The sequence below is a fragment of the Flavobacterium sp. UGB4466 genome (genome assembly GCF_903469665.1).
Lineage (GTDB): Bacteria > Bacteroidota > Bacteroidia > Flavobacteriales > Flavobacteriaceae > Flavobacterium > Flavobacterium lipolyticum.
On the sequence record NZ_CAGKLC010000007.1, the window covers coordinates 1 to 14,111 of the forward strand.

Consider the following 14,111-nt stretch of genomic DNA (forward strand, 5'->3'; position numbering starts at 1 on the left):
TAGTACCATATTATGTAATTAAAGTTCAAAAAAATATAATTGACTTGTATTTCTCCAAATCAGAAGTAACTAATTTAGAAGAAAAAAATATAGAAATAAGAACTATAAATGAATTAGTTATGGATATTGAAGCAGTAGTTGAGGATAAATTTTTATACAAAAAATTTCCAAAAGAAATACTTAATTCAGTTGTTGAAGATATTAGTTTTCAAGATACAGAGTTTGGCTGTTTTACGATGTTTATTGCTTTTTTTAATAATGTGATTATCAAAGAAAATGAAAAGTGATTTTTTAATATTTCTGGCAATTACCGGATTATTGTTAATTCTTCTTTACTTCTTCGAGTACAATTTTAATTTTTGTATTTCCAATACATTTTATCTTGTAAGCTATTTTTTCCCTGTTTTATTAGTGTTTGTATTAGGGTGTGTATATTATTTGATAAAGTTTATAAAAAAGAAGAGAAAGTAAAAAACGTAAATTAAAAAATATGAGAGCGCACTTCATTTTTTTGTTTTTTTCTTTATTAGTTAATGTTGCTATTGGTCAAACAAGCAGCAAAGTTGATAACGAAGATTATGAGGTAATAAACCAAATAACAAATAGTTTAATAGAGGGTAGAAAACAGTTATATGTAAAGGATAACGATACAGCTGTAGCTCTTTATGAAAAGAGTCTAGTATTTAAAGATCAAAAAAGATTCTTCACTAAAAAAGCTTTTGAAGAGTATTTTTATACACCGATAGATTCTGTAAAAATAAAAAAGCTAATTAAATCAATGAACTTTGAATATTTAGCCAATCAAAAGAGAGAAGAAGTAAATTGGAATTTAACTAAATTCAAATATCCTTTTATAAAATATAGTGAATCGACACCTTATGAAGCTATTAGGTTTAGTGTCTCACCTCCAATCTATTCCAAAGACAAAAAAGTGGTTTTTATTTTTTTCAGTAACCCCTGCAATTATGATGGATGGGGTGCTACTACAGTAATAGTTTGTAAGAAAGTAAGTAATAAATGGGCTTGATATCTGAACTTTCCAATTACTTAAAGTTAATATTTTTAAGTAGCGATAAAGATTATGCAAAATAGATATGCTTGTACTGATTTTGGTATTGCTGTTGGTAAATTAGGAGGGATTAATCTTCCTTCAACAAAGGCCTCCAGTTTTACTTTTAATGGTACATCTCCAGGGAATTTAGGCGATGATGTTAGAAATGGTAATTTTCTAAATACGACAAAAACGACAACTAAAAGCAATGCTCCACAGAGAAAAGGATATTGTAATTGATAATTTAAATTATAACAAATGAAATGTCTAAGTTTAGTACTAGTTCTGATTCTTGGTTATTCGGTAGATTCATATGGTCAAGAGAATAATGAAATAAAGCTGATAAGAGATTTTTATAAAGCATTATATATTAATGATATTGATCCAGAAGAAATAGTTGCTAGATATATTAAATGTTCTGATGCAGATCAATGTAAAAAAGGTGCATATATGGTGATGGACTTTCGTAATCTGGCTAATGAAGAAAAGGGAAATTTCTTTTTATTAAAAAAAGATATAATGGAGAATAATTTTTTTATCTCTTCTTATAATTCTTTTCCTGAGACTGATAAAATTAAATTCAAAAATCTAGCAGGAGACAAAAGGAAGGAGATTTATAAAGTTGATCTAAGGAATGGTGCTCCTCAGTATTTTTTAATCGAAAAAGATAAAATAGTATCTTTTTTTGGGTTCCAAAAAGCTGGTTCCGAAGATTATACTTTTATAGTTTTTTAGTAATGTAATATTGTAGAAAGAGAATTTCGTCAAAAAAGAAAGGAGGTTGCTAAATGAAAATTAATAAATGTATGTTTTTAGTTGTCGTATTACTATTAAAAACACCGACTATTGCATGTCAGAATAAAATAAATGAGACTGACATGGTAACTAATTTTGTGAAATCTGTTTTTTTTGAAGAGAGATCGACGAGATTTATTGCAGATAATTTTATCTGTTTTGAAACAGTAAACTCTGATGTAAAGTATTCTTTAGATGACCGAATAGAGATACTTAGTAAACATTTGAAAAAGATAAAAGAAGATAAAAAAGTGCTCTTAAATTCAGAAGATTTTTATGTGGTAGGCTATAAAGACTATAAGCATGATAAAGTTTTTTTTTCTAGAGATACCGATAAAATTTTTATTTTAATAAGTAAAAATAAACCAGTTGAATATTTCTATTTAATAGACGGCAGAATACTCTCTTTTGATTATATTCTTAAAGGAGATGAGGGGGGGTTTATAACATATTAAACTCTTATTTATAAGTTTCTTAACCTGTTTGTTAATTCGAACAGGTTTTTTGGTGAAGAAAAGAACTTTCTAAGTTAATTTATTTATTATAATTTTTTTCCTACATTTGCAAAAATGGATTTGTGTGAAGGATATTAAAAAATTTGCCATTGTTCTAATTGTTTTGGGGCTTCCGATGTTGGTCAGTCATTGGCTTTTAATGAAAAAGAAAGAAAAGGAAAAAATGGAGAAATTTATTGTTGTTGACAAAGAAAAATTTTGGTTGGAACTGTATCAGCCTACAGCAAGAATTGATTCTTCATTTAAGAATCAGGTTTATGATTGGGATAATTATATGCCAGGAAAACTTTCGAAAACAAATTTGAAATAATTGTATTTACCATTAATGATAACTGATTTACTGGCTAAAAAGATTAGCAGTAAAGTTATAATACAGTAGAAAACAATCATTACTGCACCCTAAACTTCTCCCGATACTCAATAGGTTTCATGCCTACCATTTTATAAAAAACTTTCCTAAAGGCTTTAGGGTCATTATAGCCGGTTTTTTCAATAATTTCAGAAATCGAAAGTTGCGTTTGTTCTAGATATTTCTTTGAACTTTCGACTCTTATATTTTGCAGGTATTCAATAGGCGGGATGCCGGTAACCTGTTTGAAGCGTCGCGTCATATTTCGGGTGCTGGTAGGAATGTCTTTGGTGATTTCTTCCAGTTTTTCGATCGTATGGTACTGACTTTCTATTTTTTGCTGCAGCATGGCAACTAAAGCATCATTGTGCAAATGGTTGGGTCTAAAAGTACTGAAATAACTCTGCTTGTATCGGTTTAGGTCGATCGAAAAAATCTTTGCAATCTGAACTGCAATCTCATTTCCACAATATTTCTGAACCAAAAGAATCAACAGGTGAAATGTTGAGGTAGAGCCTCCGCTGGTATACAAACTACCGTCGGCCGTTAAAGTTTCTTCGGGCTTCAATTTTACGAGTGGGAACGCTTTGGTAAAAGCACTGCAGGCATCGACATGAGTTGTGGCCAACTTTTCGTTAAGCAAACCGGATGCGGCAAACAAAAAGGCACCCGTACAAAAACTGGCCAACTCGGCACCGGACTGATGGTGCTTTTTGAGCCATGGAATAAAGTTTTTGTTTTTTGTGATCATTTCGCTCATATTATCCGTAGTAAAAGCCGGAATTAGAATAAGTTCAAGGATAGTTGCAGAACCTTCAATCGGATTTACTTTATAGCCAAACAAATTTGCTTCTTTGATCTGTTCTGTCAATTGAAATACCATAATCTCAAAAGGCTTTTCGTCTTCTTTAGCAAGTTTGTTGGCAGTTTCAAAAACTTCTAAAATGGCCGCTATACTTAGTAATTTATAGTCGTGCGGAACAATTAATCCTACTTTCTTAGTCATGATTGCATTGGTTTTTGGAAAAATGAGAGGTTACAAAAGTAAGTATTTTGTCTTAAATGACCCTAAAAATGACTTTTAATGTAACTTAAAGCTAATGCTAAAAAACTAAATTTGCTTTAAATAATTTGTAATTTTATAAAGAAAGATCTTTGATTTTAATAAATAAACAATGATAACCGTACAAAACACGATTAACGCAGCTGTAAACAAAGTCTGGAAATTTTGGACAGCGCCGGAACATATTGTAAAATGGAGTTTTGGTTCTCCGGACTGGTATACCCCTCATGCCGAAAATGATTTGAAGGCTGGAGGTAAATTCAAATATACGATGGCTGCGAAAGACGGAACTGCCACTTTTGATTTTGAAGGAGTTTATATCCGGGTAGAAACTTTTGTATTAATAGAGTATAAACTATCCGATAACAGAACCGGAAGTGTTCATTTTAAAGAAAGTGATGAAAAAGTAATTCTCACAGAAGTATTTCAACCTGAAACAGAAAACCCTGAAAACATGCAGCAGCAATGGTGTCAGGCTGTGATTGACTGTTTTAAAGAGTATGTTGAGAATAACTAAATAAAAAACGAAACAAGAACCAATTTTAAAAATATAATTTAAAAAAAAGAAACAAAATGATAACAGTACAAAACACGATTAATGCATCAGTAGACAAAGTTTGGGAATTTTGGACAGCACCGGAACATATTACAAAATGGAATTTTGCTTCTCCGGATTGGCATACACCTCATGCTGAAAATGATCTGAGAGTTGGAGGAAAATTTACATCGACTATGGCGGCAAAGGATGGTAGTATGAGTTTTGATTTTGGAGGAGAGTATACTGTAGTAGAGCAGAATAAAGCTATTGAATACATTTTAGAAGATGGAAGAAAAGTTGAAATTACTTTTAAAGAAACACCGAGCGGAGTTGAGGTAATTGAAAAATTTGATCCCGAAACAGAAAACTCTGAAGAAATGCAGCGTGGAGGCTGGCAAGCCATCATGGATAATTTTAAAAGTTATACCGAAAGTAATTAGTTTTTTTAGGCTCAAAGGTTCAAAGAAGCAAAGTGACAAAGGCACTGATTGACACCACAGAGATAGAATTTAATTTTAAAAAGAGTTACAATGACAAAACAAATTTGGCTGAATTTGCCAGTAAAAGAGGTGGCAAAATCAAAGGCTTTTTTTTCGGAAATAGGATTCTCTTTTAATGAAGAACACGACACACCAAAGTCAACTTGTATGGTGATTGGAGAAGGAAAATTTGTAGTAATGCTTTTTGAAGAAAAATTGTTTACCAGTTTTTCTCATAATCAACTAACAGATACTAAAACAAGTACAGAAGTTCTGATCTCGATTGATGCTGAAAGTACTGCTGAAGTAGATGAACTGGCAAGGAAAGTTAAACAAGCCGGAGGAACTGTTTTTGCTCCACCGTCAGAAAGCCAGGGATGGATGTACGGCTGCGGTTTTGCAGATTTAGACGGTCATCGATGGAATGTTTTATTTATGGATTTTAGTAAACTATCATGAGTATGGAAACATTAGAATTTAAAATTAGAATTAAAGCCCCGATAGAAAAAGTTTGGGCAGTTTTATGGGACGAGGAAACGTATAAGAAGTGGACAGGATCTTTTTGCGAAGGTTCATATGCCATAAGTAAATGGAATCAGGGCGATAAAATACATTTCTTGTCTCCAAATGGAGAAGGAATGAACAGTGTCATTGAAACGAAAATTCCAAATGAGTATATGGCTTTTAAACATATAGGCGAAATTAAAGACTTTAAAGAATTGCCTCTTGACGAAGAAACCAAAAAATGGACAGGTGCTATGGAAACGTATCGATTGACAGCCGATGACGAATTTACTGATTTGGTAGCTCAGGTAGATGTAGTCGAAAAATACATCGATTATTTTAAGGAAGCATTTCCAAAGGGACTGGAGACCGCTAAAGAACTCTCAGAAAAATAAAAAACAAACAACAAACAAAAAAACAAATATCATGGCAACAGCAGTAAACCCTTATTTAATTTTTAACGGAAATTGCGAAGAAGCATTTCTGTTTTATCAATCCGTTTTTGGAGGAGAATTTCCGTATATCGGAAGATTTAATGAAATGCCGGAAGGCGAGGAAGGATGTGGTGCTCCGGTATCTGAAAAAGATGCTAACCGAATCATGCACGTCTCATTGCCAATTGGAAACACCATCCTGATGGGAAGCGACAGCAGTGAGCAATCCGGAGATGTAACCTTTGGAGGCAATTTCTCCATTTCCATAAATGTGGACAGTGCAGCAGAAGGAGATCGTATTTTTAACGGACTTTCGGCAGGAGGGACTGTTTATATGCCGATGGCAAAAACCTTTTGGGGAGCTTATTTTGGAATGTTCAAAGATAAGTTTGATGTAAGCTGGATGGTTAACTTTGATGAAAACCAGGCAGGTTAAAAACAACTTCTTATATTTTATCACTATACAAAAGATTTCAGGGATTCACCATTTTAATCCTTGAAATCTGTGATAAAAAAACAATTCAGAGATCGAAAAAGTTAGGTTATTCCAATCCCTGAACATTATTGTTAAATTACTCCAAAAAGCACAGTATTAGGTGTTTTTTGTTTTTAAAAAACAAGCAATATCCTTTTTTATCAACATTAGATTGCCGATTTTTGTCGCTTCGTAAAATCAATAAACATAAAATGGCAACAGAAGATAAAGAGATTATTTTATTAAAAGTTTCAGGACATGATAAAATAGGAGTAACAGCAGGTTTAACCGCTGTATTGGCAACTTATGATGCAAATATTTTAGATATTGGTCAGGCTGATATTCATGATACACTTTCTCTGGGAATTTTATTCGAAATTCAGGCAGGTTCCTCTTCCGGCCCCGTTTTAAAAGATTTATTGTTCAAAGCTTATGAATTAGAAATTAAAGTAAAATTTATTCCAATTTCTATCGAGGATTACGAAAAGTGGGTGAAATCACAATCTAAACAACGTTATATTATCAATATTTTGGGCGAAAAACTGGCTGCTTCTCAATTGGCTGCCGTAACCAAAATAATGTCGGCCCAAAATCTGAACATTGATTCTATCATAAGATTAACAGGAAGAACTTCTATTGTAGATCTGGAAGAATATCCTCGTTCCTGCATACAATTGTCCGTGACCGGAGAGATCGTAAATAAGATTGACATGACAGCAAGTTTTATGGAAATTTCCAGAACGTTAAATGTGGATATTTCCTTTCAGGAAGACAATATTTACAGACGAAACAGGCGTTTAGTTTGCTTCGATATGGATTCGACTTTAATTCAGACCGAAGTAATCGACGAACTGGCTGAGCTGAACGGAGTGGGAGATCAGGTTAGAGCTATCACAGAATCAGCAATGAATGGCGAGATTGACTTCAACGAAAGTTTCAAACAGCGTATGGCATTGCTCGAAGGATTGAGCGAAGATGTTTTGCAGAATGTAGCCCTCAATTTACCAATTACAAAAGGAGCGCACCGCTTAATGAAAGCCCTGAAATATTATGGATACAAAACCGCAATTTTGTCCGGAGGATTTACCTATTTTGGTGAGTATCTTCAAAAAGAATTGGGCATCGATTATGTTCATGCCAATAAATTAGAGATAAAAGACGGTAAACTTACCGGAAAATATATAGGCGATATTGTAGACGGTCAAAAGAAGGCCGAATACCTTAAAGCAATCGCCGACAAAGAAGGAATTCACATCAACCAGACCATTGCGGTTGGAGATGGTGCCAATGATTTGCCAATGATCAATTTAGCAGGTTTGGGAATCGCTTTTCATGCCAAACCCAAAGTAAAAGAAAATGCAGCAACGTCAATTTCAAGTTTGGGTCTTGACGGAGTTTTGTATTTATTAGGCTACCATGACAGGTATATTGATATGATGTAAATCTATTGTCGTGCTGAGCAAAGCCAAAGGCCTTTAATGCCAAAAAGAGCTTTGATCTTGCTCATTTTGGTCAGGCTGAGCGAAGTCGAAGCTATGGGCATGCCCCACTGAAAAAGTAGGTCGGGCTATCCATTGCGCACAAGCGAAGTAATCTTTTGTGTCCGTCGCGGCGGACACAAAAGGATTTTCTCTTCTATCCCTCATGGGTTGCATTGGAATTACAGTTTCTTATTTCTCTCTGGATTTCAATTCAGTTTTAATGTCTTTTGAAGTCTTAAAAATTAAAAGAAGTAGCGGTAGCAAGGCAATAGGAACAATTTGAACAGCGCTAAATCCTTTTAAAAATACAAGGTAGATGTTAGCGATAATTAATAAAAGAAAAATTACGGCAAATGCATACGCGGCTGATTTTGATACTTTTTCGCTTTTACGTAACTCTTCAGTAGTCATTTTACTAAATTTTTTGTTGCTCATTTTATGTTGGTTTTGGGTTAATTGAATAGCGTATTTTGAGATTTTAGGTCGCAGGATGGTTTAGTTTCCACCCCTTTCCTATTAAATAGTTTTTACATTTTAAGCAAAAATTGGTTTCTTCATCTAAATGATTTTTTCCTTCAGCATCTCTCATTAAACATGTTTTTACAGGACAATGAGGCAGACCTTCGGTATGACCTAATTCGTGCAAAACAACTTTGTAAAATTGTACTTCTTTATTTCTTTTGCTGAGCCTAAAATCAGAAACGACGCAGGATTTTCCCGGATGATACCCCAGTCCCATAACGCCCCAATCCTTGTTTTTACCTTTGGTAACGCTAATGTCGCTGTTGGATAAGCCCACAATTACAGAATCTTTGCCCACATTCTCTTTGATGGTTTTAATAATAGTGTCGGCACGATACCTGTTTCGGGCTTGGTAAAATGCATTTTTCGGGAAGGGAATATTGGCTCTTAAAATAACATTAGGGTTAATCGTTTTGATTTTATTGAAGACACTTTTTGCCTGTTCAATTTTGAAATCTCCTAAAGGTTGAATAACGATTATTTTTTGATGCTGCTCTTTTGTATTGGTACAAGAAATAAAAATAAAAAGTAGAATCAGAATGGCATTTTTCATTTTGTAGATTCTAAGCACGTTAATTCAATATTCTTAATGGCTCCCAGAGGGGCAACTTTGATGGCATTGTTTTTTGGAGTAAGATAAAAATAGTAAGCACTATTAACATCGATCAAAAAAATGGTTTCTGTTTCTCCTGTGTTAAAGGTGAGTTTTTGTTCGTATTGCAGTTTATTCGACTTAATTTTTTCTGCGATTTTGTACCCTTCACCAATTCCTAAACCAAGGAAAAAACTTAACAGTCCAATTCCAATCGAAATTAAAAAAAAATGTTTCAGCTTGCTCTTGATCTCTATGTCTGAGAATTTATTGCCATCCGGTTTGGTGCCGATTATTTTTTTTGCCCAGCTTTTGTTGCGATGCTTGTAGCATAAGCTGATAAAAAGTATGATAAAAACAGCAAAAACAATTAGACTTAAAATGATAATTGGATTCGCTGTTAGATCAGCAATGGGGCTGACAAGAATATCCATAATGGTTGAATATTTCAGAATGTTTATTTTCAATTGGAAAAAGAAAACGCATTCTTTTAAAATTCCCAGCACGACAAGAAACAGATAACCTATTGGAAGTGAATTCTGGATTTTTTCTATTGATTCCATTCGAATTAACGCGGTTTTTGATTGAGGTTCTTCTTTTATAAGTCGTTTTGTTTTGACTAGCCTCCTGCTTTAGTTGGAGAAATAAAGATTGAAACAAGTTGAGACTTTAGCCAAATATGTTTAGCAAAGTAGAATTTGGCTAAAGCCAAGTTTAGATATGTTTTGTACCACTATCTAAAGCTTGTGTCAATCGAGATTGGGTAATTCTATTAGCTTTTTAATTACAATAGTCTATTTATTTCAAAATTTGATTTATACTCCGCATATTCAGAAGAGTTAATGATTTTCATGTCTTTTAACCAATTAATCCGATTATAAAAATCATGTTCTGAAAAGATATTATCAAAATTTGTATATTTTTCCTTAAGATAAATTCTTGTATTTGTTTTAATCTTTTCAATAAACTCTAAAACATTTTTCTCCTGAGGTATATCTCGGTAGAAAACAAGAGTTGTTTGTCCTCCGGTTAAATATATGTCGTCTTGATGTTGTTTAAAATATGCTATTGAAGCTATTGTCCCCCAGATTATATAATTGAATATTAAGGTTCCTTGATTAACTTGAGTAGTGAAAATATATAAAATTGTCAAAGCAATTATAAGAGTAATGCAAACGCAAAAAAAAAGTTTTCCAGGAATAGTATTATCTGATCTATAGTGTATATCAAATCCCAATTGATCTAGTTTTACTTCGTATTTATCATTTTTCCGAAGTGACTTTACATCTACAATTATTTTGTTATCCTTCAATATATATTTTCGAGAGTTAATTCCTCTCTTTTGCAATAAATCTACTTCTGTCATAATTTGTTCGTGAAAATTTATGGTAGGCATTTTTACATCTCTTTCAGCTGTTCCAAATAATCCCTCTGATTCGAAAGTCTAGGAATTTTATGTTGTCCGCCTAATTTGTCCCGCTCTTTTAGCCAGTCGTAAAACAGGTTCTCACGTGCCACATTAATCACCAGAGGATTTAAAGTCATATTGTTATGACGTTTGGCTTCGTAATCCGAATTTAAAGTTTGTAGTGTTTCATCCAGCACTTTTTGGAAAAGCCCCACATCGGCAGGTTTTTTCTTGAACTCAATCATCCATTCGTGGGCCCCTTTTTCCTTGTCCTGCATAAAAATTGGCGCAACGGTGTAATCGATCACTTCGGTGTGAGTCAGTTGACAGGCTTTGGCAATGGCCTGATCGGTATTTTCGACCATTAATTCTTCGCCGAAAACATTAATATGATGTTTCGTTCTGCCTGTTACTCTGATTCTGTATGGATTTAGAGAAGTAAAACGAACCGTATCCCCAATCAAATAACGCCATAAACCGGAATTCGTCGTAATGACAATTGCATAGTTCTTATTTAGTTCAACATCAGCCAGACGAATTACTTTTTGATTTGGAGTTCCAAACGTATCCATCGATATGAATTCATAGAAAATGCCATAATCCAGCATCAGCAATAAATCACTCGAATTGTTTAAATCCTGAATGGCAAAAAAGCCTTCAGAAGCATTGTATATTTCGTAGTACCTGAAATCTTTGCTTGGTAAAATATTTTTGTATTGCTCTTTATAAGGAGAGAAGCTTACACCTCCATGGAAATAAACTTCCAGATTAGGCCAGAGATCTAAGAGACTTTCTTTTCCTGTATTTTCTAAAACTTTATTCATTAAAACCAGCATCCATGACGGTACGCCCGCAAAACTGGTTACATTTTCGTTTTTTGTTTCATTTATAATGGCAGCAATTTTAGATTCCCATTCGCTCATCAGCGAAGTTTTACTGCTCGGAGTACTGCTAAACTCGGCCCAGATTGGCATGTTTTCAATCAGAATAGCGGATAAATCTCCAAAGAACGTATTGTTGTTCTCGTAGATCTGAGAACTTCCGCCCAGACGAAGACTTTTACCCAGGAACAATTCCGAATCCTCATTGTTGTTGAGGTACAAACAAAGCAAATCTTTACTTCCTTTATAATGACAATCCTCGAGAGCTTCATTACTCACAGGAATAAATTTACTTTTGGCATTCGTAGTTCCGCTCGATTTAGCAAACCATTTTATTGGCGTTTCCCAAAATACATTCTGTTCCCCCTGACGCGTACGTTCAATCAATGGCTGAAGCTCCTCATAAGTAGCAATCGGTACTCTTTCAGCAAAAGTCTGATAAGAATTAATCGATTCAAAATCATACTGTTTCCCTATAATAGTATTTTCTGAAGCGGTCAGCAAATTGTGCAACAGTTCTTCCTGAACTTCATTCGGATATTTTAGAAAAAGTTCTATTTGATGTATCCTTTGTTTTAGGACCCACGAAGCGAAAGAGTTGATTATTGATAAGGGCATGGGTGAAATTTATATTTTAGATTTCTGATTTTAGATTTTAGATTTTTAGATTCGCGTAAAATCAGGAACCTTAAAATTTGAATATCGAAAGACAAATAGTAACTTTGCCGTTGTATCAAAAATAGTGTTTTTTTGTAAAAAATAACATGCTATTTTTATTAAACATTCCGGTTCGGCTGAATTTTAACTCTTAAAATTCAGAATTCAGACCGACAAATCTAAAATCTACAATCAGCAATCTAAATTCTAATGACATATCAAGGCGTACTTACAAAAATGCAAACTGAAATGGGGGCTCCAATTCAGTATTATTTGGTATTTGAAGACAGTTTTTTAAACATGAATCAATTACTGAACAAAGAAATTGAGATTAATTTCGTCGGGTTTGAATGTCTGAATTGCCACAAGAAGAAAAAGATCTACCGTCAGGGATTTTGTTATGAGTGTTTTTACTCAAGCCCTGCTGTTGGAGATTGGATTATGCGACCGGAACTCAGTACCGCACACTTAGGAATTGCAGACCGTGATTTGGAGTACGAACAAAAAGTACAGCTTCAGCCTCATGTGGTATATCTGGCTTTGGCAAGTGAGGTAAAAGTTGGAGTAACGCGTAAAACTCAAGTTCCAACACGCTGGATCGATCAGGGAGCCACGCAGGCTATTGCGATTGTTGAGGTTCCAAACCGATATTTAGCCGGAATTACTGAGGTGGCATTAAAAGACCATTATACTGATAAAACAAACTGGAGAAAGATGCTTCAAAATACAGGTGAAAGTTTCGACCTGCTGGCTGAAAAGGCAAAAGTAGAAAGTTTGATTCCGGCAGAAGTACAGGAATATTTTTATACCCAAAAAAATGATCTGTATGAATTGCAGTATCCCGTTTTAAATTATCCGACTAAAGTAACCAGTCTGAATCTGGATAAAACCCCAACTTTTCAGGGGAAATTAACCGGAATCAAAGGACAATATTTAATCTTTGAGAACGGAACTGTTTTTAATGTCAGAGGTTCGGAAGGTTATGTGGTTAGTATTGCCGTTTAACATTTAAAGAAAGAAAAACACTTTATAAGGAATTGTTTGTTAGTGTTTTAGTATATTTATAATACTGTTTTAGTAAAATTGTAATTTGAATGTTGAAACATTTGATTACAATTTTATAATAATTATTTATTAGAAGATTTTAATTTTAAATCTAAAGAGAACCTAGTTTAGCAAAAAGCGAAATGAAAGTTTTTTTTTGAATTTCCAAGGACAAATATTTAATTAATAAATGGATTATAAAGATGAGTGTTTTAAAACGAATAAATGTGGTCAGGCGCAGCGTAATGCACCGTCTCACTAAGAACATCGGAAAGCCAAGGTCAGAGCAGCATATTGTTTTAGTGGATAAAACAGAAATTAGGCGGGTCCTGATCTGCAGGCCAAATGCCAGACTCGGAAACTTATTATTGATTACGCCGCTTGTTCAGGAAGTCAACGATATGTTTCCAAATTGTAAAGTCGATTTGTTTGTTAAGGGAGCTTTAGCTCTGGTCATTTTTGGAAATTATCAAAACATCAATAAGGTTATTGGTTTGCCTAAAAAACCGTTCAAAAGCTTATTGGAATATCTGAATGTCTGGATTTCAATAAAAACACAAAAATACGATGTTGCGATCAACGTAGATCAAAACTCTTCTTCAGGACGTTTAGCAGTCCAATTCTCTAATGCTAAATATAAATTTTACGGAGATTTAAATGATGAATCTCAACTTGTAAAAAAAGACTACGATCATATTGCGAAATATCCCGTTTATAACTTCCGAAATTATTTAACGAAACTTGGATTAGCAAAAAGCAACAAAATAATAGCCCCGATTGACCTTAAACTATCTTCTGCCGAAATTGCTAACGGAAAGAAAATTTTGAATGACTTAGTGCCTGATTCTAAAAGAACCATCTGTATTTTTACGTATGCGACAGGAGCAAAATGCTTGTCGGAAGAGTGGTGGGAGAACTTTTACGGGCAACTTAAAGAGGAATATAAAGACTATAATATTATCGAGATCCTGCCTGTAGAAAATGTTTCGCAAATTGCATTTCAGGCACCTACATTTTACAGTAAAGATATTCGCGAAATAGGGTCGGTAATTGCCAATACTGATTTGTTTATTGGAGCTGATAGCGGAATCATGCATTTAGCCAGTGCCGTTCAGACTCCGACGATTGGGCTTTTCTCGGTCTCAAACCTTAAAAAATATGAACCTTACGACAATTGCAGCATCGGAATAGATATTAATTTGCAGACTAAAAAGGATTATGTAAAAATCATAAACTCCATCCTGAACAATGGAAAACTTAATACTATAGGACAAGCAATTTAAAATTATAAGAAACAAAAAAAAGGCATCCGTAGATGCCTTT

The 14,111-nt window shown here is 33.8% G+C and carries 19 protein-coding genes and 1 pseudogene; 14 read left to right on the forward strand and 6 right to left on the reverse strand.

Going from position 1 to position 14,111, the window contains the following annotated elements; all coding sequences use genetic code 11:
- The 6 genes and pseudogenes from JO950_RS03310 to JO950_RS03335 form a co-directional block, all read left to right on the forward strand.
- Positions 1-287: pseudogene (locus JO950_RS03310) on the forward strand (hypothetical protein); the annotation flags it as partial.
- A gap of 203 nt (positions 288-490) precedes the next feature.
- Positions 491-1,027, forward strand: coding sequence for a hypothetical protein (locus JO950_RS03315; protein WP_202701181.1), 537 nt, complete (start codon positions 491-493; stop codon positions 1,025-1,027).
- Between the two features lie 54 nt (positions 1,028-1,081).
- Complete coding sequence (locus tag JO950_RS03320; RefSeq protein WP_202701183.1) at positions 1,082-1,291, forward strand: hypothetical protein; 210 nt, start codon at positions 1,082-1,084, stop codon at positions 1,289-1,291.
- Between the two features lie 18 nt (positions 1,292-1,309).
- Complete coding sequence (locus tag JO950_RS03325; protein WP_202701185.1) at positions 1,310-1,786, forward strand: hypothetical protein; 477 nt, start codon at positions 1,310-1,312, stop codon at positions 1,784-1,786.
- A gap of 53 nt (positions 1,787-1,839) precedes the next feature.
- Positions 1,840-2,301, forward strand: coding sequence for a hypothetical protein (locus JO950_RS03330; protein ID WP_202701187.1), 462 nt, complete (start codon positions 1,840-1,842; stop codon positions 2,299-2,301).
- Between the two features lie 124 nt (positions 2,302-2,425).
- The gene (locus tag JO950_RS03335; RefSeq protein ID WP_202701189.1) at positions 2,426-2,671 is read left to right on the forward strand and encodes a hypothetical protein; all 246 of its coding nucleotides are present in this window, start codon (positions 2,426-2,428) and stop codon (positions 2,669-2,671) included.
- 79 nt (positions 2,672-2,750) lie between these two features.
- On the opposite strand, the gene JO950_RS03340 is transcribed toward JO950_RS03335, so the two are convergent.
- Positions 2,751-3,716 carry a GlxA family transcriptional regulator gene (locus tag JO950_RS03340; protein WP_202701191.1) on the reverse strand — a complete coding sequence of 322 codons (966 nt, stop codon included), beginning with the start codon at positions 3,714-3,716 and terminating at the stop codon, positions 2,751-2,753.
- A 169-nt stretch (positions 3,717-3,885) separates the two neighbouring features.
- On the opposite strand from JO950_RS03340, the gene JO950_RS03345 reads away from it, so the two are divergent.
- From JO950_RS03345 to serB, 6 genes are all read left to right on the forward strand, one after another.
- Positions 3,886-4,290, forward strand: a complete 405-nt coding sequence (locus tag JO950_RS03345) for an SRPBCC domain-containing protein (protein ID WP_202701199.1) — start codon at positions 3,886-3,888, stop codon at positions 4,288-4,290.
- A gap of 56 nt (positions 4,291-4,346) precedes the next feature.
- Complete coding sequence (locus JO950_RS03350) at positions 4,347-4,751, forward strand: SRPBCC family protein (protein ID WP_202701201.1); 405 nt, start codon at positions 4,347-4,349, stop codon at positions 4,749-4,751.
- 90 nt (positions 4,752-4,841) lie between these two features.
- Complete coding sequence (locus tag JO950_RS03355) at positions 4,842-5,249, forward strand: VOC family protein (protein ID WP_202701203.1); 408 nt, start codon at positions 4,842-4,844, stop codon at positions 5,247-5,249.
- A gap of 2 nt (positions 5,250-5,251) precedes the next feature.
- Complete coding sequence (locus JO950_RS03360) at positions 5,252-5,689, forward strand: SRPBCC domain-containing protein (RefSeq protein WP_202701205.1); 438 nt, start codon at positions 5,252-5,254, stop codon at positions 5,687-5,689.
- Positions 5,690-5,720: 31 nt separating this feature from the next.
- The gene (locus tag JO950_RS03365; protein WP_202701207.1) at positions 5,721-6,164 is read left to right on the forward strand and encodes a VOC family protein; all 444 of its coding nucleotides are present in this window, start codon (positions 5,721-5,723) and stop codon (positions 6,162-6,164) included.
- Between the two features lie 251 nt (positions 6,165-6,415).
- Positions 6,416-7,645 carry a phosphoserine phosphatase SerB gene (serB, locus tag JO950_RS03370; protein WP_202701209.1) on the forward strand — a complete coding sequence of 410 codons (1,230 nt, stop codon included), beginning with the start codon at positions 6,416-6,418 and terminating at the stop codon, positions 7,643-7,645.
- A 228-nt stretch (positions 7,646-7,873) separates the two neighbouring features.
- On the opposite strand, the gene JO950_RS03375 is transcribed toward serB, so the two are convergent.
- The 5 genes from JO950_RS03375 to JO950_RS03395 all read right to left on the reverse strand — a co-directional run bounded on the left by JO950_RS03375 (position 7,874) and on the right by JO950_RS03395 (position 11,705).
- Entirely contained in the window at positions 7,874-8,119 is a 246-nt protein-coding gene (locus tag JO950_RS03375; RefSeq protein ID WP_202701211.1) for a redox-active disulfide protein 2, read from the reverse strand.
- A gap of 43 nt (positions 8,120-8,162) precedes the next feature.
- Complete coding sequence (locus JO950_RS03380) at positions 8,163-8,759, reverse strand: Zn-dependent protease (protein WP_202701213.1); 597 nt, start codon at positions 8,757-8,759, stop codon at positions 8,163-8,165.
- Positions 8,756-9,361 carry a hypothetical protein gene (locus JO950_RS03385; RefSeq protein ID WP_202701215.1) on the reverse strand — a complete coding sequence of 202 codons (606 nt, stop codon included), beginning with the start codon at positions 9,359-9,361 and terminating at the stop codon, positions 8,756-8,758. Before JO950_RS03385 ends, JO950_RS03380 begins: the two co-directional genes overlap by 4 nt.
- A gap of 221 nt (positions 9,362-9,582) precedes the next feature.
- A complete protein-coding gene (locus JO950_RS03390; RefSeq protein ID WP_202701216.1) occupies positions 9,583-10,164 on the reverse strand; it encodes a hypothetical protein in 582 nt (193 codons plus the stop codon).
- Positions 10,165-10,196: 32 nt separating this feature from the next.
- Positions 10,197-11,705 carry a GH3 auxin-responsive promoter family protein gene (locus JO950_RS03395; RefSeq protein ID WP_202701217.1) on the reverse strand — a complete coding sequence of 503 codons (1,509 nt, stop codon included), beginning with the start codon at positions 11,703-11,705 and terminating at the stop codon, positions 10,197-10,199.
- A gap of 249 nt (positions 11,706-11,954) precedes the next feature.
- Between JO950_RS03395 and JO950_RS03400 the strand changes: the two genes are divergently transcribed.
- Both JO950_RS03400 and JO950_RS03405 read left to right on the forward strand, forming a co-directional pair.
- Positions 11,955-12,749, forward strand: coding sequence for a DUF2797 domain-containing protein (locus JO950_RS03400; protein WP_202701218.1), 795 nt, complete (start codon positions 11,955-11,957; stop codon positions 12,747-12,749).
- Positions 12,750-12,991: 242 nt separating this feature from the next.
- Positions 12,992-14,071, forward strand: a complete 1,080-nt coding sequence (locus tag JO950_RS03405) for a glycosyltransferase family 9 protein (protein WP_202701219.1) — start codon at positions 12,992-12,994, stop codon at positions 14,069-14,071.
- Positions 14,072-14,111: the final 40 nt, after the last annotated feature.